Here is a 24,802-nt window from a genome sequence, read left to right as displayed (position 1 = left end):
GTCAGCGACGGATCGCGCGCCGTGCCATCGCGAGGAGCTCGTCCCGCGCCACCGCGCGTCGTCGTGCCCGACGAGCTGGTCTCAGCTCGTGCAGCCGCGCTGCGATCTGACGCGCGGTGACCTCGGGTGAGTGGAGTCTCCGGATGTCCTCAGCCGCTTGTCGACCGCGCTCCTGGGCGAGCTCCGGATCGGTGTACACGGTGCGCATGAGCGCGGCCGCGGCCGTCGTGTCGGGTTCGGCCCAGGTGCCCCCCGGAGGATACGGCTCGCAGCCCGTGGGGATGGCGGTCGGGTTCCACGGGACGAGGAAGCTGTTGGCCTGCGTCATGAACTCCAGATTCCCGCTGTAGCCGGTCGCGATGACGGGTTTGCCGAGCGCCATCGCCTCAGCCATGGTCAGCCCGAGTCCCTCCGCGCGGTGCAGCGACACGTAGCAGGTGCAGAGCCCCACCAGGGCGTCGCGGTCCTCGGCGTCCAGGTAGTCCTCCAGCAGGATGACGTCGGGGCGGCCGGCGACGCGAAGCCGGAGCCGTTCGGCGTCGCTCGGACGCCGGTCGGCGTTGATCGACTTGATCACCAGGAGAGGACCCTCGTCCGGTGCGAATGCTTCCTCGAACGCGTCGACGAGCCCCCAAGGATTCTTGCGTTCGGCGGTGCTCAGGAAGTCGAAGGAGAAGAGGAAGTACGGCCGTTCCGGCAGCCCGATCTGCGTTCGTGTGCGCGCCGAGGTCCTCGGCTTGGGCAGTGGGGGAGTGATCGTGCGGACAGGCACGGGGGAGTGCGGTTCGATCGCCTTCCTGATGAAGTCGGTGGCCACCCACACCTCGTCCACATAGTTGAACGCATCGTGCTGGGCGATCGGGAAGTCCTCGACCTCCCAGTACCACATCCCGATCCGATAGCTCCGGGAGAGCAACGCCGGGATGGTCGCGGATACCGTCGCGGTCATGTCGGCATTGACGCAGAGCAGGGTCGTGTCGAACGGTGCGGTGGAGCTCGAGGCCGAGAATGTGGCACCTTGGCGGCTCTGCATGTGCTTGTCCACCGAGGCGGTGGCGTGTGGGATGTCTCCTGCGGTCAACGCATCGATCATGAGGCGCGCGGACTCGCCCACTCCGAGCTCGGCGCGTAGGTGGCCGACGACGTTGACTCCGGGACGACTCCGGCCGACGGCTCGCGTGGCCGGCCGCGTGGCCCCCCAGCGCTGGGCCCCGAGTGTCAGGTCGATCGCTATCGCCGAGTATGCGTCCTCATGGCGGCCGTGCTTGTCGGCCCACTCGAGCAGAGCATCGACATGAGCGCCGGGAACGCCGGGGAACATCAGCCGGAGGTCGGGACGCGAGCGGTAGATGCTGGCGAGGTACCGTCCCAGGCCGAGATCGGCGCCGTCAGATGCTGGTTCGACGAGCCAGGCCCCGAACTCGTCAGCACGATCAGGGTCGAACGGATCCGGCAGCGAGTCGACGGATCGTGAGGGGATCTCGTCCAGTGCTGAACGGAACACGATACGGAGCTGATCGTGGATGGGCACCCGCACTGCGGTCACCGCAAATGGGTCCATGTGTAGAGGCGGGATGTCGTCGTCGCTCACACCCTCCGCGCAGCGCTGGCACAGTCGGGCAAGCGGCGGATGGTCGCTGAGGCGCACCCGTGGCGGACGAAGCGCTGCTGCGTCAAGCAGCCAGGGGGCGTCCAGGTCAAGGCCCGTCAGGTCGACGCCGATGGCCGGTGAGCCATCCACCTCAAGGGCCGCGTCTGCAGTCTCGTGTATGCGGGCACCCGGGTCTGTCCATGCCGAGATGAGTAGATTGGCCGGACGCAGGACGTGGTGAGGGAACCTGCTTGCGGCTACGTCGAGCCACCGATCGGATGCTGTCTGCGGATCTGCTGCCCACTGCTCCCAGAAGTCAAGGATCAACGGTGCGTCACGACTGATCGCAATGATGCGCGGCGAGTACGAACCGACGGTCAGCAAGTCGAGGCTGGTCGGCCAGAGGCCATCATCGGGGAGATCTGCCGCGCTACGGGCGAAGAAGCATGCTCCCCCTGCGGTTGCGTGCGGTACCAGCCAGGTTGGATCGGCGAGAAGAATCACACCTGCGTCGACGGCGAGTGCGACTGGCGCCAGACGAAGGATATGACGAAGGAGTATCGGTTGCGCCCAACGCACCAAGTCGCCAGGCTCCAGCAGTGCTGCCCGGACGTGCAGCTCGCGGAGGTCGACGCCAAGATCGGCTGGCGTGACCACCTGCTCACCCGCAACGTTCACGTAGGTCCCGTCGAGATCGAGCACAACGACTGAGCAGCCAGTGGCGTGTCTGTGGGCCGATCGTACGGTTTCGCGCGCCTTGACCATGACGCCGGATGCGGTCACCAACGCGAGCTGCAGCAAGACCTCACCCTTCACAGACGGATCTGACTAGCCTACCGAGCACACTCTCGTCGCTCCAGTGGAGTCCGCCAAGGTGGTGTATCGGTAGCTCGGTGATCGTGTCGTCGTAGACGGCGGCGCGGTCACCGCGTGACCCTTCGAGTGAACCTCTCACAGCACCCTCGAAGTGGAGCCCCACGATGACCGCACCCACGAGTATCGACCCTGCCCGGTTCCTGCACGAGCAGCTGGACCAGGCCTCTCCGGACCTGATGCGCGACCTGTTGTCCACGTTCATCGACGCGTTGTTGTCGGCCGAGGCGGACGCGGTCTGCGGCGCCGGGTGGGGCCAGGCCAGCCCCGAGCGGGTCAACCGGCGCAACGGCTACCGCCACCGCGACCTGGACACCCGAGTTGGCACGATCGACGTCGCGGTCCCCAAGCTGCGCTCGGGCTCGTACTTCCCGGAGTGGTTGCTCACCCGGCGCCGGCGGGCAGAGGCGGCCCTGACGTCGGTGGTCGCGACCTGCTACCTGCTCGGGGTGAGCACCCGGCGGATGGACAAGCTCGTGCAGTCGTTGGGCATCACGGGCCTGTCTCGGTCGCAGGTCTCGGAGATGTCCAAGGACCTGGACGCCCAGGTCGCGGCGTTCCGCACCCGCCCGTTGGACGCCGGGCCCTACACGTTCGTCGCCGCCGACGCGTTGACGATGAAGGTCCGTGAGGCCGGGCGAGTGGTCAACGCCGCGGTCCTGGTCGCGACCGGCGTCAACGCCGACGGGCACCGCGAGATCCTCGGGGTCCAGGTCACCACCTCGGAGACCGGCCCGGCGTGGCTCACGTTCTTCCAGGACCTGGTCGCCCGCGGCCTGAACGGCGTCAAGCTGGTGACCTCTGACGCGCACGCCGGGCTGGTCGCGGCGATCGGGGCGACCCTGCCCGGAGCGACCTGGCAACGCTGCCGCACCCACTACGCGGCGAACTTGATGTCCACCTGCCCGAAGAGCTCCTGGCCGGCGGTCAAGGCGATGCTGCACTCGGTCTATGACCAGCCGACTGCCAAGGACGTGGCCGCCCAGTTCGACAAGCTCCTGGACGCCGTCACCGACAAGCTCCCCGCGGTCGCTGAGCACCTGGATGCCGCCCGGGCCGACGTCCTGGCCTTCACCGCGTTCCCCAAGGACCTGTGGCGTCAGGTCTGGTCCAACAACCCCATATCTGTTAACCGGTTCTCGGGCGACACGTTGGCGCTGGCGGCGTGAGGCTGCCCGGGCTCGGGTCGGGGCGGGCGGATCCTGCGGGGAGCTGGCGAGGGGAGGGGTCATGGAATTGCGGGTGCGACGTACTGACGGCGGGCACGAGTTGAGCGGTGGCTGGGTTGGCGTCGGGGAGGTGAACGCGTTCCTGGGGCACCTGGCCGGCAGGGGCTTCTCGCCTGCGACGGTGCGGGCCTACGCCTACGACCTGTTGAACTTCGCTCGGTTCATCGGTGGGCGGGACCTGTTGGTGGCGGACGTGGGCCCGACGGACATCTTCGAGTGGATCGACGTCCAAGGGGTGCGCCGACCGGGCCAGGCCGGCGGCGTCGTGGCGTTGCGGCGCCCGGGCGCGGCGCCGTCCTCGGTGAACCGGCGTGTCGCAGCGGTCCGCGCGTTCTTCGAGTATCAGGTGATGACGGGGGCCCGGGCGCAGAACCCGGTCCCGACGCCGCGGCGGGGCGCCGGAGCCAGGCCAGCACCTGGGGGTTTGCTCGGCCATCTCGGGTCTGGACGTGCCCGTGGTGGTGGTCGCTTGGTGCGTCAACCGCGCCAGTTGCCTGAGTCCCTGCCGATGGATCAGGTCCAGGAGTTCCTGGGGAGCTTGCGCACTCACCGGGACCGGGCGATGGTGCTCGCGATGCTGCTCGGCGGACTGCGTTCGGCCGAGGTCCGCGGGCTGCTCCTGGAAAGCATCGATACTGGCCGACGGCGCCTGCGGGTGGTCGGCAAGGGCGCCAAGGAACGCGTCGTCCCTATCGATGCGGCTTTCTTCACCGAGTTCGGCGCCTATCTTCGCCTGGAGGGGACTGCCCCCGGTCTGGTTGACACTCGGGGTTGATGGTTCTCAGGCCGCGTCTGCGGCTGCGTAGATCATCTCAAACTCGACGGGGGTGAGCTTGCCCAGGGCGCGCTGTCGGCGGCGACGGTTGTACTTGGTCTCGATCCAGGTCACCATCGCCAGCCGGAGCTCCTGGCGGGTGTCCCAGCGGCGGGTGTCCAGGACGTTCTTCTGGAGCAGGGAGAAGAAGCTCTCCATGCTGGCGTTGTCGCCGGCTCCGTATGAGCGGCCCATCGAACCGACCAGGCCGTTGTTCGCGAGCAGGCGCTGGGTCTTCTTGGCGCGAAATTGACCGCCCCTGTCCGAGTGACAGATCGTTCTCACCGGTGAGCGCAGGGCGATCGCGTTCCGCATCGCTGAGACCGCCAGCGACGCCTTCATCCGCGAGTCGATGGAGTAGCCCACGATCTTGTTGGAGTACAGGTCCTTGATCGCGCAGATGTAGAGCTTGCCCTCGCGCGTGGGGTGCTCGGAGATATCCCACAACCAGACCTTGTTGGGAGCCTCGGCGACGAACTCGTGACGGACCACGCCGTGCTCGTCAACCACCGCGAGGAGGTCGTCATGCGGAGCGGGGCCGGTGGCACCTGGCTTGCTGGTCTTCTTCTTCGCATGAGAGGCGTAGATGCCGGCGATGCCACACAGCCGGTGCACGCGGTTCTCGCCCACGACGATGCCGTGCTCGTCGGCCAGCTCGTCGGTGAGGAACCTGTAGCCCAGCGTCGCATCGTCCTGATGGATCTCGTAAAGGACGTCGATGAGGTGGGCGTCGTCCCAGTCCCGTTGGGACACGGGGTTCTTGAGCCACTTGTAGTACCCCTGCGTCGTCAGACCCAGGACCCTGCACGCCACCGCGACCGGCACCCTGATGCGGGCGCCGGCCGCGGCCATCTCACGGACGAGAGGGAAGACTATTTTCCCGGCAAGTTGGCCTGCGACAGGTAGGCAGCAGCGCGCCGTAGGACCTCGTTCTCCTGCTCGAGCAGGCGGATCCTCTTGTTCGCCTCACGCAACTGCTTGCGCTCGTCTTCGCTCAGACCGGGACGCTTGCCGTCCTCGACATCGGCCTGCTTCATCCAGTTCGCCAGCGAGCCTTCGGAGACGCCGAAGTCCTTCGCGATCTGAGACAGCGGTGCCTGGCCCTTGCGGGCCACGGCCACGACGTCGTTGCGGAACTCCTGAGGATAGGGCTTTGCCACGGGGACATCCTTCCAGCGAGGACCAGATCCTCACAGATCAGGTGTCAACCAGACCCGGGGCAGTCCCGAGCGGCCCCTCGGTCTGGCCACCCCGGAAGCCTTCGTCGTCCTGCGGGGCCCGGGCGCCGGGCGCCCGATGGGTGAGGCGGCGCTGCGAAGTCTGTTCCGCCGCCACCGGGCGTCCTCCGGTGCGATCCGGGTTCGCCCCCACAGGTTGCGGCACACCTACGGCACCGAGCTCGCCGCAGCGGGGATCGACCTGCTCGCGCTGCGGGACCTGATGGGCCACGTCAGCCCGCAGACCACCGCCGCCTACGTGCACCTGTCGATCGAGCACCTGGCGGCCGAGTACGCCGCCGCCCGGGCCGTGATGAGCGGGGCACGGTCATGAGCGCCGCCGTCGCGCGCATCGCGACCGCTGGCGACCACGATCTTCTCGGGGACTACGTCGATCACCTGGATACCCTCGAGCTGTCCGACCGGGCCCGACGCGACCGGCTGCGCGCCGCCCGCACGTTCCTGACCACCGCGGGCGACCTGACCGCCTGGATGGATCTGCCTACCGGCGTCCGGGTGCAGGACCTGCGCCGGACCGGGGCATGGCCTTTCCTCGTCCACGCCATCGGCGCTGGGCTCGTGCGCCTGGACCTGGACCTGGCCGGGGCGAAGAACCTCACCGGCCTCGCTGCCACGATCGAAGCCCGAGACCCGGGCGGCTTCACCGCCGCCCGGACGGGCGGCGCGACACTGGGCTGGACCCAGACATGGGTCCAGACCGTGCTGGGTGAGTGCCTCGCGGTGATCCTCGCCTGGCACGGGGGCGCCGTCAGCCAGGTCACGAGCGCGGTGATCGACGACTTCGACGCTGCACTCCACTCGAGCGTGACGATCCCAGCCTCGACGAAGAAGGCCTACCGGTGCCGACTGGCCAGCCTGCGTCAGATCCTGTTCCAGGCCCACATCGTGAACGACCCACCCAGACGACGGCCCTGGGCCCGCAGCCTCGAGCAGCGTCTGGACGCCGTCGCCATGGCCGAACCGATCCGCGAGGTGATCGGGCGCTACGTGCGCACGCGCGCCACCGTGCTACGCCCGAAGTCAGTCGAGTCCCTGGTCAACGACCTCCTGCCGGTCGCGGAATACCTCACCACCCACCACCGCGACCTGCGAACCTTCGCCGACCTGCGCCGTGAGCACGTCGAGGGTTTCCTGGCCTGGAACCAGACCCGAGGCTGGCGAGGGCAACGAGCCGCCGCCGGCACCGGACGCACCATCTCCCGGTCCGTGGCCGCCTCCACCGTCCTGACCCTACGCAACCTCCTGGACGACATCACCGCCTGGGGCTGGGACCAGGCACCGGCCCGCCGACTCGTCTTCGCCGCCGACATCCCCAAGCTCGACCGTCCCCTGCCCCGCGCCCTCGCACCCGACATCGACGCCGCACTGATGAGCGCCGTTGCCCAACTGGACGACCCGTTCGCCCGCACCGGGCTGACCGTGCTGCGCGGCGCGGGCCTGCGCATCGGGGAACTGCTCGACCTCGAGCTCGACGCCGTCGTCGACTACGCCGCTGCCGGGACCTGGCTGCGTGTCCCGCTCGGCAAGCTCGCCACCGAACGCATGGTCCCCCTGGACCACGACACGCTCACCGCTCTGGACCAATGGGCCGCGACCCGCGGGCAGCACCGACCCGTGCCCCATCCGCGGACCGGCGCACCGACCGACTTCTTCTTCACCGAGCACGGCCACCGGCTCGGCGCCACGAGGCTGCGCAACGGGCTGCTGACCGCCGCCCGCGACGCCCAGTTGCACGGCCCCGGCGCACAGGTGCTGGTCGTGACCCCCCACCAGCTGCGCCACACCTACGCGACTGCCCTTGCCAACGCCGGCATGTCGCTGCAAGCCCTCATGGCGCTGCTCGGGCACGTGACCCCCGAGATGACGATCCGCTACGCCACCCTGGCCTCCCCGACCCTGCGCGCCGCCTACGACGAGTCGATCGGCAAGCTCCGACGCCAGCTCACCTTGACCCCCGTCGGACGCCCGATCGTGCCCGACAAGATCGCCTGGCTCGGCACCGAGATGCTCAAGACCCGGCTCGGGAACGGGTACTGCTCGCGCCACCAGGCCCAGGGCGCCTGCCCCTACGCCAACATCTGCGAGACCTGCGACCACTTCACCCCAGCCGCCGAGTTCACCGCAGCGTTGACCGACCAGGTCGCCGACATCCGCGCCCTGCAGACCGACGCCGAAGCCCGAGGATGGGCCTCCGAAGCAGCCCGCCACGACCGCGCCGCGACCGCCATCGAGCACCACCTCGACCGGCTCCGCCCACGCACCGAGAACCCCCCAGCCCTTGCCCCGCCCACGAGAGCCGGTTAAACGAGCGCCTGAACCGCGAGATCCGCCGGCGCACCGACGTCGTGGGCATCTTCCCCGACCGCAACTCAGTCATCCGCCTGGTCGGCGCCGTGCTCGCCGAGCAGCACGACGAATGGGCCGAAGGCCGCCGCTACCTCGGCCTCGAGCTCCTCGCCAAGGCCCGCCTGGCCCTGGTCCCCGACGACCAGGAGGTGACCAACACGCCCCTGGCACTGACCGCCTGAACAACACAAGGGTCACGCCGAACCGCTACACCACTCCCGAGGACTTGACCGTCGCTCCCGCCGAGCCCGAGGCGCCCTGCGCGCCGCATCGCGAGAGCGTCACGAAAACGCGTCGCTGCGAGCCGCGCAGAGACACCGGACCGCAGCCGCACTCCGAACAGCGCGGCACGTGCATCGGTTGCTGCCGACAGCTGGTCATGGGACTCCCGCCCGAAGAAATGCGCGAACAGCGTCCGACGTTAATGCGTGTGATGTACGCGACGCTGGGCAATCCGTAAGCGCTTATAGGGTGCGACAGATGCCATGAGTCCAAGCAGGCCGAGCGTGAACGCGCCCCTGGACGGCGCCTCGAGCGGAGTCACGTAGGTCATCGAGAGCTGCCAAGACCCCGCAGGCAGATCGAACTCGATCGCTCCGGAAGGTCCCAGCCGAGCGGCAACGGTACGTGACACGGCGTCCGAACCTGTCAGCAGGATCCTCCAGCCCCGGTAGTACGCCTCGTTGGCGACGATAGTGCTCGCCCGTTCGGCTACGACGGAGTAGACGAGATGCCCGGCCGAGTACGCGACAGGGGTGACACTGATGTCCCCACACCGCCGAGACGCGACGCACGACGCAACGAGGCCAGAGCTCGGGAGCCGGGAACCAGCGAGGTCCGGTGTGGGAATCACTATGCCCGGAGCCGACCAGAAGGCGATCGCGTCAGGCGCCGAGGTAGGGCTGGAGAACGACTGGCTCGCAGCGACGTACGAAGCCGACTGATGCACGCTGAAGTAGCCACCGACCGCTGAGCGCCCCGTGTAGAAGCCCGCAAGGTACCGCCGAGAGCCGTAGTCATCGGCCCCCCCGCCTGCCAAACCAACCCGAGCTGGGCGTTCAACGGTGGAGGTCGGCCCCCGTTGAGCAATCAGTTCCCCTGACGTCACACCCCAGAGACTCCGCTGCGCGGTCATGGTGTCGACGCTCCAGAGGTCCCGCACCGTGCTCGCATACGCATACCCCGAGGCGGCCGAGAGAGCTATCACCACGACGGAGACGGTCACGCGCCAGACGTGTGTCCCGGCGAGACGGTGAGCCGCGACCGCGAGAATCGTGATGCAGACTGTCGTCACAGCAAGGACGACAAACGTGTGCACCCAATCGCCGGTTGTGAATCGACCGCGCTTCAGCATTGCTATCGCCAGGGCGAGAGGAATCCACAGAATGCCGACTCTGGCGAGCGTGCGACGGGTCCCCGCATCGCGTCTGCGAGCTCCGTGGATGCGTTCGAGACCCGACATGGCGCCGATGACGGCCGCCAAGAACAAGACCGGAAGATAGTCGTTCAGCCGGAACCGACTTGACGCAATCCCCGGCAGAAGGCTATCAAGTGCCCGAACTGGACTCTGCGGGACGGCGAGAACCAGAGCGACTGCCAGCGTGATCACTGCTGCACGGACGATCGGGCGCCTAAGTGACACAAGTGAGGCCAACAGGATCACAGCGGCGGGCACGAACAAGATATTCAAGGAGAACACGCCTGCCAGTCCTGGGTACCCGGGAAGAACGAGCGTGGCAAGTGTGGAGGGGGTGAGCACCGTGAGGTCCTGCACTCGTCCTCGCGCGATAGTGCCCAGGCCGAGCTGCGGAAGGAATTTCGGCATGGTGAGCAGCAGGGCAATGACCCCAGCGAGCGCGAGAGGAACTAAAAAGGTCATCGATGCGCGCTTGCTCACTATCAGCCAGACCGCCAGCCACGCGATGCCGCAGTATCCGATCGCTACGAGTGCGCCCGGATAGACCCCCACGGCCGCCTGCCAAAGCAGGAGCGCAGCAATGGGGACTGACCAGCGGCGACGCCACGGCCACAGAGGGGACAGGCACAAGAAGATCCAGGGCGCAAGTGCGAATCCCCGGACGATATCGACATATGGCGCCTCAACAAAGAACCCTGAGGTAAATGAATACGCGACCAGGCCGAACGACGCAACCAGACGTCCGAAGCCCGCCCGTCTACCGAGGACATAGACTCCGACGCCTCCGAAGGCTACGTGCAGTGCCTGCAGCGTCGCGGCGGCGTGGATGTCGTAGGGCGTCAGCCATGCGGTGAGGCCGGTCGGTAGGTACCACGAGCTGTTCTGCACCTGGGCAGATGCGGGGAACCCGCCCCAGGTGTATGGCATCCAGCTCGGCGGATTGAAAATCCCACCGTCACGCCACCAGGCGAACGCCTCGGTATTGTAAGACGCGAGGAAGTCGCCACTCGGCGAAGTGGTGCCTCGGTAGTAGCCCGAGAACATGATCACCTGGATGGCGACTACTAGCGCAGCGACAAGTCCCACCTCGAGCCAACTTGGACCCGACGTGAAACGCGCAACGTTCCACGTATCGCGAAGAACGCCAACAAGCGAACGCCCGGTTCGGTGGTGGAAGCGATGTGCTGTCCCGAGACTCACGGGCGTGCCTTCGTGATCCGCCCCTTCGTCTGGAACAATCTGGCCGACGTGACGCTGATCAGTCACTGGACGATTCCGGGTCCAGAAGGTTTGGAGTCCCTCGTGAATCCGCTACGTCTGCCTCCCGTTGGCGCACTCCGTGCGAGGCCTCCTCGCGAGACGGTGCACGATCGGGAACGATGCGCCGCTCCTTGGTGCGGAATGCCGAGTCGTCACGTTCTGTGACGGAAAGCACTTCGCCCACGAGGATCTGAGGTCGCTTCTTGGCCTCGTCGAAGACGACACCAAGGTAGAGGCCGACGAGACCAAGCGTGACAAGTTGCATGCCAGAGAGAATCGCAACCATCACGACCAGGGTCGTCCAACCGGCGGGAACATCTGCTCCTGCAAGTCGAACCACCAGTGCGATTGCACCGCTGAGCAGACCCAAGATGCTGACGACAAGCCCCAGCACGATACCGAGATAGAGGGGAGCCTTGCTGAATGACACGATCCCGGATGCCGCGAGCGAGAAGCTTCGACTCAATGAGTACTTGCTCCTCCCCGCCTGACGCGCCGGAGCCTCGAAGCTGATCGTGGCGGTGGGCAGGCCCAGCCATGGGATCAACCCCCGCAAGAAGCGGTCGCTCTCGACGATCTCGTTGCAGAGGATGTCGACTACCCTCGCAGACATCAGTCGGTAGTCCGCGCCGCCCTCGACAATTGGAACATTGGAGAGGCGGCGCATGAGGCGATAGAACGCACCAGACATGGCCCGCGATATTCGACCCTGCCCCGAGGTCTTCGAGCGAACTGTCTGAACGACGTCCACGCCGGTCTCGTACAGGTCGAGCATCTGGGGAATGAGCGTGGGCGGGTGCTGGAGGTCCCCGTCCATGGTGACGACCACTCCTGCGTTGCAGCGCTCCATCCCAGCTATCAGCGACATCTGGTGACCGGCGCGCCGCAAGAGAATGATGGCACCGACGCGAGCGTCGGCCGCTGCTAGCTCACGCACCCGCTGCGCTGTTCCGTCCGAACTTGGATCGACCACGTAAATGACCGACCAAACATAACGGTCGCGCAGCGAGTCGAGCACGCTGACCAATTCGTGATGAAAGAGAAGGATTCCCTCTGCCTCATTGTAGAGAGGGACGACCACGTCCAGAGTCGCCTGCGGTCGTTCGACTCGGTTCGAATCGATATTCGTCATATCCGGTCGTCCAGGCGAAGACCGCTCGTGACGTGCACGAACTCAGGTACCGCTTCCTCTACGCGCGAAAGAATCTCGTCGATTCCGGGTCCGGGTTCCGCGCGGGTTGCATGCTCGATCCAGCGGGCCAGGTCCCGACAGTCCCGTCGAGGCAGTGTAGATCGAACGAAGTCAAGCCCCGGAAGCCAGGCAACGCGCTGTTCAGACGAGCCGACGAATACCTCCGCGGACTTCTCTCCAGCCGTGTCGCGCGCCGTGATCAAGACGCGCGCCGTCCTATCGTCGCTATGGCCGGCAGCCTCCGACAGCTGGACCTCCCGCCGAGGAATCTCCAGGAAATCAAGCATGCGCTCCAGGGCAAGAGTGAGTTCCACCGAGTCGATGGCATTATCGCTCGGTACGATGATCGAGCCCGGCTCCGCGATCGACGCCAAGAGGCAGATCTGACCGGCCTCGGCCTGCCGGACGAAGTACCTCTGTGTATTAGCGGGCACCGGAAGTGCGTGATGCCGGCCAAGCCGGATGAGCCAGTTCTCAAGGAGCGATCCGGTGGAGAAGGCGACGTTGGCGAATCGAGTCGTCGTCACGCTGGGCAGCTCGCTCATGACGAGCTCCTCCATGACGCGCTTGCTTGCGCCCATCAAGCTCGACGGGTCAGCAGCCTTGTCTGTTGACACCATGAAGAGGCGACAATCGGGGTTGCTTTCCGCGGCTGCTTTCAGTACGCGATAGGTACCGTTGATGTTGACGTTCAACATCTGCAACGCAGAAATGGCGTCTCGCTCTGTCCGGACGTGTTTCGCTGCCGCAAACGCGAGCACAACATCGAACGGTCCGTCATCGCGTACCACGCGATCAATCAGTGGACCTGTCACGTCCACCAGGCGGGGTTCAAGAATCGTTCCGTCGGGCACAGAGCCTTCGGCTCGCAAGTCGCGGACCAGCTCCGCAAGACCGTTCTCCCATATGTCGGCGACGACGACCTTCGCTGGTCTGTGGGCGAGCAGCAGGCGGAGGGTCGCGGCCCCGATGAATCCCGCTCCACCCGTGACGAGAACCCGTGATCCGCGATAGGTCTCCGTGATCAGTGGTGACATGGTGGACAGAGCAGGAGCGAAGAGCGAGGTCGTGCGGCCGGTGACTACCTGTCCTAGCGCGTCAAGGTTGCGTCCTAAGAACTCCATTTGTCTCCCATGTCGGCGGTGTGTTCGTACGCGCGGTCAGATGCTGCGCGTATCACGACCTTCGCGAGAGCCGAGGCCCCAAGGGCCTGGCTGAGACCCGAGACTCCCGTCCAGCGATCGGGGACTCCAATCACCGTAGTGCTCGGGAAACGCTCGAGGTTCCTGACGTTCGATGTGGGCGCCAGCTCTGCGAGTGCCACTTCTACGGCGTCTCCAATTCTCACACCAGTGCCAGAACAGATGTTGTAGAGCCCCGCTGGGCGTCTGTCTGCCGCATAGGCGATGCTCTCACACACGAACTGAAGACTGACCCAGTCACGGACGGTGCCAGCCGACAACAGTTGAGCATCCGCATGGGTGGCGACGGCGCGCGCGACCCGTTCAATGATGTCGGCGAACGCACTTCCCTCCTGCGGCTCGCTTGCGGCGATATTGAATACGCGCAGTACGGAGGCCTCGTGCAAGTCGAGTACGGCCCTTGTCCCAGACAACTTCGTGCGCCCGTAGTCCGAGGTCGGCGCTGCCACGGCGTCCTCGTGGCAGAGGCCTCCCGGTTGCTCCAACCCATACTCGGCCGCGGAGCTGATGTGAACGAGGTGCCCGCCGAATCGTGCGACTTGTTGCGCAAGAATTTCAGGAAGGTCGGCGTTGTACCTCCGCATGGTCTCCAGCGGGCCATATCGCGAGCCGGCCGCGTTGATCACGACGCTCTCGCCGTCCTCGAGAAATGGCCGCAGCGCGTCGCCGCGGGATTCGAGAACCGATTCAGCGGGCACCGTTGTGCTGTCAGGCAACCGGTTGCCGACTTCGCGCCCTATCCATCCCGATGCACCGATGAGGATGACCCCACTCATATGAGCCCGCGCTCAATCAGATCGTTCGCGGCCGCGAGGTCCTCCACCCGTCCGAGGTCCATCCAGAGGTCGGACACGGTACGGCAGACCACGCGATGGCCGTTCGCGACCAGATCCATGAGGAACTCGGGCATGTCGGTGCGCCCTTCAGGTAGGGTCCGCAGCGCACGTCCGCTGATGACATTGATGCCGGTGCTCAGCTGGTTCAAGGTCGTTGGCTTCTCGCTGATGCTCACAAGGTTCCCTTGCTCGTCAGCAGTGACGACGCCATAGTCAATCTTGACTTCGCGCTCGACGCAAACCATGGCCGCATCGGCGCCAGTGCACTCGAACCAGGTCAGCAACTCGCCCATGTCGAGCGACGTCAACGTGTCGCCGTTGACGACCAACACGATATCGTCGTCGCGCAGGTCGAAAGGAATGAGCTTCAGCGCCCCTGCTGTGCCCAGCGGTTGTTCTTCCCTGGTGTAGGTGACATTCACTGCGTGCTTCGATCCATCTCCGATGACGGCCTCGACCAGGTGCCCCAGGTAGCCGAGACTGATCGCGACGTGTTCCAGCCCGGCATTCTGGAACGACCGAAGAACTCGCTCGATAATGGACTCGCCGCCAAGTGGAATCAGAGGTTTCGGAAGAACGAAGGTGTACGGCCGCAGTCGCGTTCCCGTTCCGCCCGCCAGGATGAAGCCGTAGCGCATGCGCCACCCCGTTCGTCTAGTCTGGTCGTCGGCTATCGAGACCCAGTTTGGCAACTGGTTCCAGATGTTACCGCATCATGGACGGTGCCCGAGGTCGGCCAAGGCTTGTTGCGGGACGTTTCGAACGTATGGCGAAGCGTGCGGCGAGGGGCGCGGCGGACGTGCCGTTCCTGCCGAGATGTCCTCGGTCTTGCCTCCCGAGGAGCCTCGAAGCGACCGTGAGCTTCCAGCAGACGGGAGGTCGCTACTGGTGGCCCGTCCTGTTGATGCCGACCCGGAGCGCAACCGGCGCGAGCGAGGCTCTCGCGGGCACGTGCGCGGGGGGACTGAACTGCCGGTAGGCTCTGAGGTCATGTTCACGGCGCGAGTGATTCGCTTCCTCGTTGTAGGGGGGGCGGCCGCGACACTGGAGTTCATCGCTTTTGAAAGCCTGGTACTCGTCGGTGTCGATCCGGTGTTCGCCAATGTCATGAGTTTCGTTCTTGGCATGACCACGAGTTTTCTTGGATATCGTCGGTGGTCGTTCGCCGGGGAGCACCTGCTCGGATTGGGAAGCCAGTTCGGTGCCTATCTCACTCTCGCGGCCTTCAACGCTCTGGCGTCTTCGGTGATCATCCACGAGTTGACTGCAGAAGGTGTGCGTCCGTGGGTCTCCAAGATCGGTTGCATGGCACTGATCGCGTGTTGGAACTATCTTCTGCTGAACCGCTTGGTGTTCCGGCGGAAGCGGTTGGGTGCGTGACACGAGACTTGCGCCGGGAGTTCGATGCAAGTTTCTGGGATTGGTGCGGTCGCGGTGCCTGTTGTGCGAGCGGCGATGGCAGCGTCGTTCACGCCAAGATCCTCTCAGGAGGAGCGCGCAGGAGCCTTCATCCTCAGGAGGCTTGAAGCTCTGTCCCGGGACTGCCGCGTCAATCCGGACTGCACCTCGATCTGGGAGGTGCCAGCAACGCGGGGTTCGGTGCTGGCTGGTCCATCTCCTCGGCGGAGGGCGGCTACAGCGAGTGTCGCGACATGGAAATCGGCGCACGGAACTTTAGGGCGTTCGGTGCGAAAGTTCGCGTGGACTGCTACGAGACGGCCGCGAACCTCATATCGACACGATGGTTCATGAACGAGACCGCGGTCGCGACGTTTGAGACGGCGTGGAACAGCACGTCGGCCGAGGCCATCACCCGAGCGTCGCGGATCACCTCCCACGCCAGGCGCGGGTTCCAGAGCGACGTGTCGGTTGCCATGATGTGCTGAAGTTGGTGACCATCTGCGATCTTCTCATGGTCCTCAAGCTCGTCGAACTGCGTGTCCGTCTCGCTCGGGATGCGTTGAACATCTGCAAACTGAATGACGTGGTCGCCGAACTCCTCGCGGAACAGCTGAACGACGCGATCCTGCTCGGTGGCGAGGAAGACGGCCCAGTCTTCACTGGCCTCGCGGATTCCACGTTCCGCGACCGCACGACGGACCAGGTCGACGTAGGTGTGGCGATCCGCGATCGTACCGTCGGGCTGTTCGACGGCGTGACTCGGATGCTTGACGTGAGCCGCTACCAGGAACCTGCCGTCGCGATTCTTGTGGAGGAATCCGTCAAGCTCCGCCTGGAGCGGGGGAAGAAGCCTGACGTGCTCGCGCGTGGCGCTCTCGTACTGGCGCCGAATCCGCATGAAGTCGGGGCTTGCGTACAGGCGATATGCATGAACGTAGGTGAGAAGCGGTTCGCGTGACTCGTTGAAGAAGTTCGCTGGCTCTTGCGAGCCGTCCCACAAGAACTGTCGGTCGTCGAGTTCGGATGACGTGAGGTCGTAGGGCGGCTCGAACAGGTGGTTCCAGAGGTTGCCCTGCTCGGGTCTGCTGTAGCAGTAGCTGACGGGTCCGTCAGGACCAATGCGTTCTAGAAGTCGACCGGCGTCCCAGTCAGGGACCACCATTTGCTGGGGTGAATCGCGCAAGCTCCAGACGAGGTGGCTGACATACGTGTTGTAGAGGGAGAAGAACCCTCCGTCATGGGCAGGCACGACGAGCTTCGTGGCGCCGAGGGACTTCCCGTGCCGGCCTGCACGAACACGGATGGAAGACTGGTGCCCCGCAGGGAGCCGCGCGTGCCGGCTCGGCGCGTTCTCACGTCTCAGGGCAAGTGAGTCCGGGTCCACGAATGCCCAGTACGAGCGCTCGAGGGCGCCGAGGGAGAATTCTGAGGCCAATCGTTTGCGATCTCCAGCGGAGGTCACAGCTGCATCGGATCTGACGAAGTCAAACGCGGCGCGGAGGCCCATGCGCAGTGACTCGGGATCAGGCACGCGTTGGTAGCCGAACTGGCGGTTGTCGATCTCAGGATAGATCGCGGGAGAGTCATGGAGCGTATCGACCCTGAAGACTCCGGCCGGGCCGAATAGTGGTCGGTGTGCTCCAAGGTCCGTGATGACGAGACTCTTCCCCAGTGCGAGCGCCTCTCGCGGTCCTACCGAGTAGCCCTCGCCTGCCGACGCGTTGACATAGATGTCGAACGACTCGAGCAACTCGTTCTTGTCCCGCTCCGCAAGGTTGTCCGTCGACAGGATCACATTTCCGGACCGAGCAACCTCGACCATTGATCGGACTGCCGATGCCGTCTCGCCGATTGCCACGTTCGAGTGGATGACAAGTTCCGCCTCGGTCGAGTCGCCGAACTCCCGAAGGAATGCCGAGACCAGCGCCTCAAGTCCCTTCCGGGGGTGGTAGGCCGAAAGTGTTCCGAATCGCACGCGGCGCCCGGCGACGGGGCGGTATCGCTTGGCGATCTGCGCCTCGATGTCCAAGGCGAGCGGCAGTGCGCCGATCTCGATCCTGACTCCGGAGTCTCGAGCGACGTCGACGAGGTGATCCGAGGTGAAGTACACGGAGTCGAAGTCGCGGTTGAGAATCTCGACCCACTCGGGTGGGAGGTGGTCGGAGTCGAAAGCGAGGTAGGCGATCCGGTACCCCGTCGCAGGTGGTGCGACATACTCCGTGAAACTCGTGCCGTTCCACAGTACGTCTGCATAAATGTATACGGCGAAGCTGTCGAGATCATCGGCAAGCAGTATCTCGCGCCCGTTCGTCAAGCGAACGACCTCGCCCGGTGCGAACGGGGCATGAATGTCCCACAGCCGGATGTCGTACTTACGCGCAAGGAGCTCGAAGAGAGACTCTGTCAGGTGGCCGATGCCGGTGCCGAACGCGCGCCGGCCCATGACGCAGATCCCGTGGCCGGACGGGGGCGTGACCTCGAGCGTCATCTGTCCGCCAATGTCTTCAGATAGGTTCTGGGGCGGCGAACTACCCGCAGCGGCAGCGTGATCCGCCACGAGGTGCTTCCTAGCACGTCGTCAAGACGGCTCTGCAGATCGCGCTCCTTCGCCTGTGCGTGAACGGCCTGATCGTGCGCACGTGCCGCAGCCGCCTCTTCGTGGCGGCGTGCGCTCCTCCGGAGGTTCTCGACCTCGGCGGCGTACCACGCCACCATGCGTTCACGCTCGAAAGAGGACTGCTCAAGGGCGTCAACGGTGAGCTGGAGACTCCGGAGGGACGCCAGAAGGCCGGCTTCACGCTCCCTGAACTGCTCCCGCTCGGCCTCGACTTCGCGCAACTGATTCTCGAAACCGATTCTGTCGCGGATTGTCGCCTCTACCCTCTGGACGGCCTCGCTCGGTTGTACCGGCGAGTTCATGCCCAGCTTCTCGCCGATGAGCTCGATCATGACGTGGTCCGTGCCCGAGACGACGATGAAGTCGTCGGTCACGTTCACAGGCGTCGTAAAATGTGCTAGGAGATCGCCCGCGAACTCACTGGCGACGTAGAAGTCGTTCAGGCCGTCGAAGTACGAATGAACGTAGTCGTGGCTCTCGAGGTGGTCGCGAATATCCTGCCGGTCGCTCGAGCTCGAACTGCCGGAGACGACCTCGACGACGATGATCCAGGGCCGAGTCTTGGTCAGGTCGAGTGTAAGCAGGACATCTAGCTCGGCGCCCTCGACGTCGATCTTGAGGAACTGGATGTCGCGCACCCCGTGCGCGGCGAGCGTGTTGTCCAGGCGGACCACGGGAACGCTCATGGTCGAGAGCGCCCGCCCTTCAGCCCGCAGGCGGTCAGCACGGTCCGCCACAGTCGTCGATAGCTCGTCCCACGAGTCGACGACGGTGAGGTCAATCGAATCGATGTTCCTCGAGCTGACGGCGGCCTGGATCGTTACGTCTCGGGGTCTCTTGGCCGTGAGCGCGTCGGCAAGGGACGGCAGCGGTTCGATGTTGATTCCCGACCAGCCTGCGTCGTAGAAGAGCTTCGTGACGGAGTTGTGCTCTGGGTGCCCCGCTCCTACGTCGACGTAACGTCCGCTGGCAACGTTTCCGAGAGCGCGCCAGAGAAGGATGTCTTCGAAGTTCTGGGAGAAGGACCTCACTGTCATGGCGTGCCTCTCGTACGGAGAACGGTGGTGCACAGGCCGGCCCGTCTGAGGGAGTGCGCGACCACGCAGGGAACCGGTGTGTGAGGACGCTGAACGTGAGGGATGCGCCGTTCGCTCGCGCCACTATCGACGGGCGGTCGCGAAATTCTCAACATACCATCGGTGTGTTTCGGCGAGTCCCTGTTCGAGCGTGAACTCGGGCGCCCAGCCCAGAGCCTTCAGGCGTGAGATGTCATAGGATCGCGCGTGCTGCCCGTCGGGTTTTGATGCGTCCCAAGTCACGGTTCCGGAATAGCCGGAGACCCTAACGAGCGTCTCAACTGCCTCGCGAATCGTGACAGACACCCCTGTGGCCAGATTAATGACACCGGAGTAGTGTTCGAGGATCGTGCGGATCGCTGAGGCGGCATCGGCCGAGTACAGGAAGTCGCGAGTGGCGTTCCCGGTGCCCCAGACCTCAAGGGGCTCACCGCTGGTCTGTGCGCGATAGACCTTCGACACCAGGGACGGGAGGACGTGCCCGTGTGCTTCGTCGAACTTGTCTCCCGGACCATACAGGTTGGTGGACACGACAAATGCGAAATCCATACCGTACTGGTCGCGATACGCTTCTAGCTGGGCTTCCATGGCGCGCTTCGCATGAGCGTAACCCCGTTCGGAGTCGTGCGGCGCTCCGAGCCAAAGATCATCTTCGCGCATTGGAAGTGAGACGCTGTCGGAGTAGACAGCGGTGGATCCCATGGCGACGATCTTCTCGACACCCACTTTGCGACTGGCTTCCACAACATTCGTGTTGATCTGGATGTTGTCGTAGAACGCGTCGCCCTGGGAGTGGATGTTCCCCATGAGACCGTGGACCCGTCCGGCGAGATGGATGACATAGTCCGGGTGGATGGTCTCGAGCAGTTCCTCAGCTTGTTCCTTGCGCGTCAGGTCTGCCCGGGCGGAGTCGACGCCGATGGCCTCGTACCCAGATCTCTTCAGTTCATGAACGACGGCTCGGCCAGCGACGCCCGAGGCGCCTGTGACGAGGACTCGCGTGCCGGCCATCACTTTCCGCTCCATTCACACTTCGAGTACGAGAAAAGTCTCCTCGGGCGCTCGACACGAGTACTCTCGGAATGTCGACCAGGTGAACCGCCCCGAGCCGTCGCAGTCCTGTGTCTCGGACTCACCAGTCTGGGATCGACCTGTGACCCGCGGTGTGCACCCGGCGTTGCCGCCGCGTGAGGGGTACCCGCGGTGCTGACCCTCAAGATGATTACCCGAGGCATTGTGACTGATTTCCCCCATAACGGTCAGATGTCCCGATTTCCGGCACAGACGTGCAGCCGCCAGGGCGTCTGCGATGCAGAGAGCCTAGCGGATCCGCCACGTGACGGCATGCGCCGCAACCGGCTGCTGGCGGGTGTCGGCACCTTCTCAGGCGGTCGGCCTGGCCGCGGACACGAGGTGAGCGACGTCCAGCAGAGCGGTGTGTGGCTCTGGCCTTGATCGAGGCGTCGCCGCAGGTATCGCGGCGGTGACTGCGTGACCTACCACGTCGACTCGAGAGGAGAACCAGCGACGACCGCTGCCCCAGGTCCGAGCCTGGCGAGTTCCTGTACGGGCGGCTGAAGAACGCGGGCCCGGGCATGCTGCGTAGGCCGTTTGGACAAGCTCGTGAAGGCGTTGGGGATCATCCGGTTCTGGTAGGCGCAAGATGGCGTGTGGCAGCCGACCCTGCCGAGCAGGTCGGCTGCCATCCGCACCTGGACGATGGACGCGAGCTCGAGACGTCCGTCGCGGCTACGCGCCGGTCGTTGAGGTTCGCGAAGGCGTGCGGGTCGTCGAGATCACGGTGGCGGTCGCCGCAGGGGTCAAGGCCGATGGGCGCCGGGAGAGCTTGGTAGCCGGCCTGTCCACCGCTGAGGATGGTGCCGGATGGTTGACGTACTTCCGGGACCCGACCGCCCGCGGCGCGACCGGGGCCACGCGCGTGACCTCTGACGCGCGCTCGAGGCTTGTCGCAGTGGTCGGCGCGCCGCCTCCTGGGAACGGTGCGCGGTCGCACAACGGGGTGAGTCGGATGCGTTCCGTCCCCGACGCCCTCCAGGCCGCGGGGCACCACGATGCTGCCGAATGTCGAGAGCGAGCCCGATGCCGACGTGATGAACGCCCGGTCTGACCGGCTCCTGGACACCGTCACGGCGAGGTTGTTGGCGGTTGCCAACCACCTCGTAGCGGCCCGCGTCGGCGCTTGGCGTTCACCTCTCTCCCCGGGGAGGCTTCGCATCAGACATGGTCCAGCGGCCTCGGGCGAGCGACAGGACCTCGGAGTCCGTGACTGCACCGACAGCATCGGGGATCCTGCGGGATCGTGCCGTGAGCGTTCGTCTGATCGACGCCGTCGTCGCCGAGCAGTGCGACGAGTGGGCCGAAGGCCACCGCCTTCCTTCCGATGCCGTCTCGTCACGAACCCGGCTCACCGTTGTACCCGAGCCGCAGGAGGTGACACCCCGGCAACTCCCTGCGCTCAGCGCCGAACCATCGAAGATCACGCGACAGCCCCGCAGTCTCCGCTCCGGAGCTTGCCCAAGGGGACTCGGTTACGCGGTCCTCAGCTTCCGCGCGCTGGTGAGCGACTCCGGGCGAGACCAGCGTGGAGGCTCATGCGAACCCTCTTCCCCGTCGATCGCTTCCTCCGTCGACGAGCTCGCCGCCGGATGGAACAGTGCCGGTCGGGCTCGGACTCGCGGTGTCCGATGGAGCGATGCACGTGTTCCTCAAGGTCACGGAGTTGGTTTTGGGTCCGAGCGCCACGCTCGCGCGGCACTGGGCTGGCTCTCGGGTGCGCTGGCCTTCCTCCTGGTGATCGTGTTCGGCCACGGCTTGTTCTCTCGGGTCGAGCTGCGGCTGGTCGCGGGGGCGGGCGCAGCGACTGTCTTGCTCGGTGGGACGTTGCTGTCGACGGTCGCGGGGAACTACGGCGCCCGGAAGTCGGCGAGCGCGTAGCCGGTCCGTGTGCTCGGCTACACCGTGGGCGGAGCGTCGGACAGGTACCGCGCAACCTCACGGCGGTCGACTCGAGCAGCGGACCAGCGGCGGCGCTCGCGGACGATACCGGGTGAGCGTCGCGCGAAGTCCACCAGCCCGCGGACACGTGCTCCGGTGACAGCCCGTGGTTCAGAGTGTGTCAACGCGGCGATCGCGCACCCGGTGACCTGGCGCGCGAACGAACCTGCGACGAGCGGGGCCGGGGCGTGCCGCGCGAACACCACGAGCGAGTTGCGGGTGTTGTAGTACCGGAAGGTCGGGCTCGCGCTGTCCGAGCTCGCGGCGTGCCGGTGCCGAGCGATCGCCGACTCGCAGTATCGGACAGTCCACCCATCGCCGCGCAGACGCCACGAGAGGTCCGTGTCCTCGTAGTAGAGGAACAGGTCGCGATCGAATCCGCCGACGGCGTCGATCGCAGACCGCCGGAGCAGTGCTGCACCGCCGCAGAACCCGAAGACGTCTGGGTCGTGCGACTCCTCACCCTCCGCGCGCAGCCAGTCCCGATCGGCTCCGGTTCCGCGGCGGGTCACGACGTTGCCGGTGGAGTTCACGACGAAGAACGCCGACGGCGCAGCAGGGTCTGTCGGGACGAGCCAGCCGTCGCTACGGCGGAAGCTCCCCGCTGGACGGCGGGCGACTCTCGGAGCCCTCTCGAGCCGGTAGGCGCCAGCAAGCAGGATCTTCGCGGTGACGGCTGCGACACGTTCGTTGCCGGGTTGGTCGAGGACGGCGATCATCTTCTCGATCGCGTTCGGCTCGAACGTCGCATCGTTGTTCAGGAGGGCGATGAAGTCACCGCTGAACCCGCTGATACCGAGATCGGCGCCGCCGGCAAAGCCGGTGTTGATGTCGCTGCGCACGACGTCGACGGTCGGGTAGCGCTCGGTGAGCAGCGTGAGGGTGCCGTCCTCGGAGGCGTTGTCCACGACGACGATCTCGAGGTCGTCGACCACCGTCTGTGCCAGGAGCGAGTCGAGGCAGTCGGGCAGGAGGTGCGCGCCGTTCCACGAGACGACGACCGCTCTGACGCGAGCGGGCTGACGTGGCGTCCCGTTCGAGGCGTCGCCCATGGTCACCGAGCCTGCGCCGGATCCGGCAGCGTCACGGATGTCAGCCCCAGGGCTGGGCCGTGCGGAGCCCGATCCGGGCGCGCGCTGCGCCACACCATGAGGGCGAGCGTCGTGCAGAGAACGGCATACAGGGCAACGCCCGTGAGGTAACCGATCGGTGAGGACCACATCGGCGAGAACGAGAGGAAGTGGCCCGTTGCGCCTTCCGCGTACCGATGGGCCGCGAAGTAGAACGCCGCGACGTGCGCGACGAGGATCCAGGGGATCGTTCCCCGGAACACCCGGCGCAGGAGCGCGACGACAGCCGGCTGCTGTTCTCCGAGCAGGATCGCTGCCAGCATGGGGACCCCGACGGCGAGCGGAAGGCCGTATCGGCCCTGCCAGATGATCCCGGCATCGGCGGCGGTCGGGATCTGGAGGACGAACGGTGCGGCAACGACCGCGCTGACGAGAAGGGCGAGGCCCGCCTTTGCCCTCGCCCGCATCGCGGCACCGAGCCCGAGCAGGATGACTGCGCCGAGCACGAAGTACCACAGGACGTACGTCAGAGGCGGTGCTGGTGTGTCGAGCCAGCCGAAGTTCCCGATCATGTTCTGCAGGTAGCCGTACGTGTCTGCGCTGATCGTCAGCAAGGTGACCTTGAGACTCGCGAACTGAGGATAGAGATGCCGCGCGCTGACGACGCTGCCGTGCGTGACGACCCACGCGATGGCGGCGAGGCTGGCGAGCACCGCGACGCCGCCGAGCCACGGCGCCAGTCGGTGCCGCACGAGGTCGCGCAGGCGACCGGGCGGCGCGACGAGGACCGCGACCACGACGATGGCGAGCGCCCACAGCGGCGAGCTCGCGCGGATGTTCACCAGCGCCGCACCGGAGACCGCCGCTTGGACGAGTGCGCCTGTGGTCGGACCGCCGTCACGCGCCACGATCGCCAGGCACGCAGCCCAGAAGCTGAACGCGACGGTGATCTCCCAGCCGGAAGGGTTCACAGTTCCGGCGAGGAACAGGCACATCGGGGTGAGAGCCACCACCGCGCCCCAGAGCATCAGCCGGTTCGTACGCACCGTGGTCAGGCGATAGGCACCCCAGACGAGCATCACCGCGGAGATGGCGGCGGACGCGAGTCGCATCCCGTACAGCGCTGCCTCGCCGCTCAGGAAGAGCGACGGCCAGCCGACGAGCGCGTAGTACAGCGGCGGGTACTGACCGGCGAAGGTCACCGCGGGTACGTCGGCACCTGTGCGGGCAGGTAGTCGTGGCATGCAGCTCGCCGCGTTGTCCGGGTGGAACGCGTAGCAGTTCGGCAGTGCCGCCGAGGCCGCGAGATCGTTCGGGAGCTGGACGGTCGTCCCCGCACCGGGACTCGAGGTGTCTGTCGGAGCAGGGCCGAGGACGCCGCTCCACTGGCCGCGCGCGACTGCCGCGGCCTTGACGACGTGGCTCGGCTCGTCGGGCGAGGACATGAGAGGGGTGGCGAATGACCACGCTGCGATGAGGGCGAAGAAGAGAGCACCAACTCCCACCCACGCGAGTGCGACACCGCTCCGGTGCCGCACGTCAGCGGCCCGATTCTCTTCAGGGTCTGTCATGGCGATCGGGACATCCTGGGGTGTCGATGGTGGCGGGGTGCCGACGAGCGCGCC

At 65.8% G+C, this 24,802-nt stretch carries 19 protein-coding genes and 2 pseudogenes; 9 read left to right on the top strand and 12 right to left on the bottom strand.

Annotated features, from left to right (window positions below; translation table 11 throughout):
• Position 1 precedes the first annotated feature (1 nt).
• Entirely contained in the window at positions 2-1,504 is a 1,503-nt protein-coding gene (locus tag LJB74_RS04665; RefSeq protein WP_259307428.1) for a glycosyltransferase family 4 protein, read from the bottom strand.
• 633 nt (positions 1,505-2,137) lie between these two features.
• Here LJB74_RS04665 and LJB74_RS04660 point away from each other — a divergent pair.
• The 3 genes and pseudogenes from LJB74_RS04660 to xerC all read left to right on the top strand — a co-directional run bounded on the left by LJB74_RS04660 (position 2,138) and on the right by xerC (position 4,468).
• Entirely contained in the window at positions 2,138-2,302 is a 165-nt protein-coding gene (locus LJB74_RS04660) for a hypothetical protein (RefSeq protein ID WP_259307427.1), read from the top strand.
• Positions 2,303-2,571: 269 nt separating this feature from the next.
• Positions 2,572-3,585 (top strand): annotated as a pseudogene (locus LJB74_RS04655) (IS256 family transposase); the annotation flags it as partial.
• Positions 3,586-3,694: 109 nt separating this feature from the next.
• Positions 3,695-4,468, top strand: a complete 774-nt coding sequence (xerC, locus tag LJB74_RS04650) for a tyrosine recombinase XerC (RefSeq protein ID WP_259307426.1) — start codon at positions 3,695-3,697, stop codon at positions 4,466-4,468.
• A gap of 6 nt (positions 4,469-4,474) precedes the next feature.
• On the opposite strand, the gene LJB74_RS04645 is transcribed toward xerC, so the two are convergent.
• A protein-coding gene (locus tag LJB74_RS04645) for an IS3 family transposase (protein ID WP_259306689.1) occupies positions 4,475-5,667 on the bottom strand; the annotation gives its coding sequence in 2 pieces (ribosomal slippage) (positions 4,475-5,386 and positions 5,389-5,667; 1,191 coding nt in all).
• A gap of 136 nt (positions 5,668-5,803) precedes the next feature.
• On the opposite strand from LJB74_RS04645, the gene LJB74_RS04640 reads away from it, so the two are divergent.
• The 3 genes and pseudogenes from LJB74_RS04640 to LJB74_RS04630 form a co-directional block, all read left to right on the top strand.
• On the top strand, positions 5,804-6,058 hold the full coding sequence (locus tag LJB74_RS04640) for a site-specific integrase (protein WP_259307425.1): 255 nt from the start codon (positions 5,804-5,806) through the stop codon (positions 6,056-6,058).
• Entirely contained in the window at positions 6,055-8,049 is a 1,995-nt protein-coding gene (locus LJB74_RS04635; protein WP_259307424.1) for a tyrosine-type recombinase/integrase, read from the top strand. Before LJB74_RS04640 ends, LJB74_RS04635 begins: the two co-directional genes overlap by 4 nt.
• Before the next feature lie 2 nt (positions 8,050-8,051).
• A pseudogene (locus tag LJB74_RS04630) lies at positions 8,052-8,273 on the top strand (transposase); the annotation flags it as partial.
• A gap of 239 nt (positions 8,274-8,512) precedes the next feature.
• Here LJB74_RS04630 and LJB74_RS04625 read toward each other — a convergent pair.
• The 5 genes from LJB74_RS04625 to LJB74_RS04605 form a co-directional block, all read right to left on the bottom strand.
• Positions 8,513-10,774: a hypothetical protein gene (locus tag LJB74_RS04625; RefSeq protein ID WP_259307423.1), complete on the bottom strand. Its 2,262-nt coding sequence runs from the start codon at positions 10,772-10,774 to the stop codon at positions 8,513-8,515.
• Positions 10,767-11,900, bottom strand: coding sequence for a glycosyltransferase family 2 protein (locus LJB74_RS04620; RefSeq protein ID WP_259307422.1), 1,134 nt, complete (start codon positions 11,898-11,900; stop codon positions 10,767-10,769). The genes LJB74_RS04625 and LJB74_RS04620 overlap by 8 nt, the downstream gene beginning before the upstream one ends.
• Positions 11,897-12,997 (bottom strand): polysaccharide biosynthesis protein, encoded by a 1,101-nt coding sequence (locus LJB74_RS04615; protein ID WP_259307421.1) that lies wholly within the window; start codon positions 12,995-12,997, stop codon positions 11,897-11,899. The genes LJB74_RS04620 and LJB74_RS04615 overlap by 4 nt, the downstream gene beginning before the upstream one ends.
• 74 nt (positions 12,998-13,071) lie before the next feature.
• Positions 13,072-13,938, bottom strand: a complete 867-nt coding sequence (locus LJB74_RS04610) for an NAD(P)-dependent oxidoreductase (RefSeq protein WP_259307420.1) — start codon at positions 13,936-13,938, stop codon at positions 13,072-13,074.
• The gene (locus LJB74_RS04605) at positions 13,935-14,636 is read right to left on the bottom strand and encodes a sugar phosphate nucleotidyltransferase (protein WP_259307419.1); all 702 of its coding nucleotides are present in this window, start codon (positions 14,634-14,636) and stop codon (positions 13,935-13,937) included. The genes LJB74_RS04610 and LJB74_RS04605 overlap by 4 nt, the downstream gene beginning before the upstream one ends.
• A gap of 352 nt (positions 14,637-14,988) precedes the next feature.
• On the opposite strand from LJB74_RS04605, the gene LJB74_RS04600 reads away from it, so the two are divergent.
• Positions 14,989-15,378 carry a GtrA family protein gene (locus tag LJB74_RS04600; protein ID WP_259307418.1) on the top strand — a complete coding sequence of 130 codons (390 nt, stop codon included), beginning with the start codon at positions 14,989-14,991 and terminating at the stop codon, positions 15,376-15,378.
• A 328-nt stretch (positions 15,379-15,706) separates the two neighbouring features.
• Here the strand turns inward: LJB74_RS04600 and LJB74_RS04595 are convergent, their stop codons facing one another.
• The 3 genes from LJB74_RS04595 to LJB74_RS04585 form a co-directional block, all read right to left on the bottom strand.
• Positions 15,707-17,887 (bottom strand): glycosyltransferase, encoded by a 2,181-nt coding sequence (locus LJB74_RS04595; protein WP_259307417.1) that lies wholly within the window; start codon positions 17,885-17,887, stop codon positions 15,707-15,709.
• The gene (locus tag LJB74_RS04590; RefSeq protein ID WP_259307416.1) at positions 17,884-19,053 is read right to left on the bottom strand and encodes an FkbM family methyltransferase; all 1,170 of its coding nucleotides are present in this window, start codon (positions 19,051-19,053) and stop codon (positions 17,884-17,886) included. The genes LJB74_RS04595 and LJB74_RS04590 overlap by 4 nt, the downstream gene beginning before the upstream one ends.
• Before the next feature lie 123 nt (positions 19,054-19,176).
• Positions 19,177-20,103, bottom strand: coding sequence for a GDP-L-fucose synthase (locus LJB74_RS04585; RefSeq protein ID WP_259310282.1), 927 nt, complete (start codon positions 20,101-20,103; stop codon positions 19,177-19,179).
• A 652-nt stretch (positions 20,104-20,755) separates the two neighbouring features.
• Here LJB74_RS04585 and LJB74_RS20800 point away from each other — a divergent pair.
• A complete protein-coding gene (locus LJB74_RS20800; protein WP_396125117.1) occupies positions 20,756-21,220 on the top strand; it encodes a transposase in 465 nt (154 codons plus the stop codon).
• 683 nt (positions 21,221-21,903) lie between these two features.
• Positions 21,904-22,047, top strand: coding sequence for a hypothetical protein (locus LJB74_RS04580; protein ID WP_259307415.1), 144 nt, complete (start codon positions 21,904-21,906; stop codon positions 22,045-22,047).
• Between the two features lie 17 nt (positions 22,048-22,064).
• Here LJB74_RS04580 and LJB74_RS04575 read toward each other — a convergent pair whose 3' ends face one another.
• Together LJB74_RS04575 and LJB74_RS04570 are read right to left on the bottom strand one after the other, a co-directional pair.
• Complete coding sequence (locus LJB74_RS04575) at positions 22,065-23,159, bottom strand: glycosyltransferase family 2 protein (protein ID WP_259307414.1); 1,095 nt, start codon at positions 23,157-23,159, stop codon at positions 22,065-22,067.
• Positions 23,160-23,161: 2 nt separating this feature from the next.
• Positions 23,162-24,682 carry a DUF2142 domain-containing protein gene (locus LJB74_RS04570; protein ID WP_259307413.1) on the bottom strand — a complete coding sequence of 507 codons (1,521 nt, stop codon included), beginning with the start codon at positions 24,680-24,682 and terminating at the stop codon, positions 23,162-23,164.
• Positions 24,683-24,802: the final 120 nt, after the last annotated feature.

The organism is Cellulomonas sp. P24, from assembly GCF_024704385.1.
In the GTDB taxonomy this organism is placed as follows: domain Bacteria; phylum Actinomycetota; class Actinomycetes; order Actinomycetales; family Cellulomonadaceae; genus JAJDFX01.
Note: the sequence above shows the minus strand (reverse complement) of the source record. Positions and strands in the feature narration are given on the sequence as shown.

What these genes read in the sequence shown, in the direction of transcription:
- LJB74_RS04660 (WP_259307427.1), top strand. Translation starts at nt 2,138, where the DNA reads ATGACGAAGGAGTATCGGTTGCGCCCAACGCACCAAGTCGCCAGGCTC.
- xerC (WP_259307426.1), top strand. Translation starts at nt 3,695, where the DNA reads ATGGAATTGCGGGTGCGACGTACTGACGGCGGGCACGAGTTGAGCGGT.
- LJB74_RS04640 (WP_259307425.1), top strand. Translation starts at nt 5,804, where the DNA reads ATGGGTGAGGCGGCGCTGCGAAGTCTGTTCCGCCGCCACCGGGCGTCC.
- LJB74_RS04635 (WP_259307424.1), top strand. Translation starts at nt 6,055, where the DNA reads ATGAGCGCCGCCGTCGCGCGCATCGCGACCGCTGGCGACCACGATCTT.
- LJB74_RS04620 (WP_259307422.1), bottom strand. Translation starts at nt 11,900, where the DNA reads ATGACGAATATCGATTCGAACCGAGTCGAACGACCGCAGGCGACTCTG.
- LJB74_RS04615 (WP_259307421.1), bottom strand. Translation starts at nt 12,997, where the DNA reads ATGTCACCACTGATCACGGAGACCTATCGCGGATCACGGGTTCTCGTC.
- LJB74_RS04610 (WP_259307420.1), bottom strand. Translation starts at nt 13,938, where the DNA reads ATGAGTGGGGTCATCCTCATCGGTGCATCGGGATGGATAGGGCGCGAA.
- LJB74_RS04605 (WP_259307419.1), bottom strand. Translation starts at nt 14,636, where the DNA reads ATGCGCTACGGCTTCATCCTGGCGGGCGGAACGGGAACGCGACTGCGG.
- LJB74_RS04600 (WP_259307418.1), top strand. Translation starts at nt 14,989, where the DNA reads ATGTTCACGGCGCGAGTGATTCGCTTCCTCGTTGTAGGGGGGGCGGCC.
- LJB74_RS04595 (WP_259307417.1), bottom strand. Translation starts at nt 17,887, where the DNA reads ATGACGCTCGAGGTCACGCCCCCGTCCGGCCACGGGATCTGCGTCATG.
- LJB74_RS04590 (WP_259307416.1), bottom strand. Translation starts at nt 19,053, where the DNA reads ATGACAGTGAGGTCCTTCTCCCAGAACTTCGAAGACATCCTTCTCTGG.
- LJB74_RS04585 (WP_259310282.1), bottom strand. Translation starts at nt 20,103, where the DNA reads ATGGCCGGCACGCGAGTCCTCGTCACAGGCGCCTCGGGCGTCGCTGGC.
- LJB74_RS20800 (WP_396125117.1), top strand. Translation starts at nt 20,756, where the DNA reads ATGGCGTGTGGCAGCCGACCCTGCCGAGCAGGTCGGCTGCCATCCGCA.
- LJB74_RS04575 (WP_259307414.1), bottom strand. Translation starts at nt 23,159, where the DNA reads ATGGGCGACGCCTCGAACGGGACGCCACGTCAGCCCGCTCGCGTCAGA.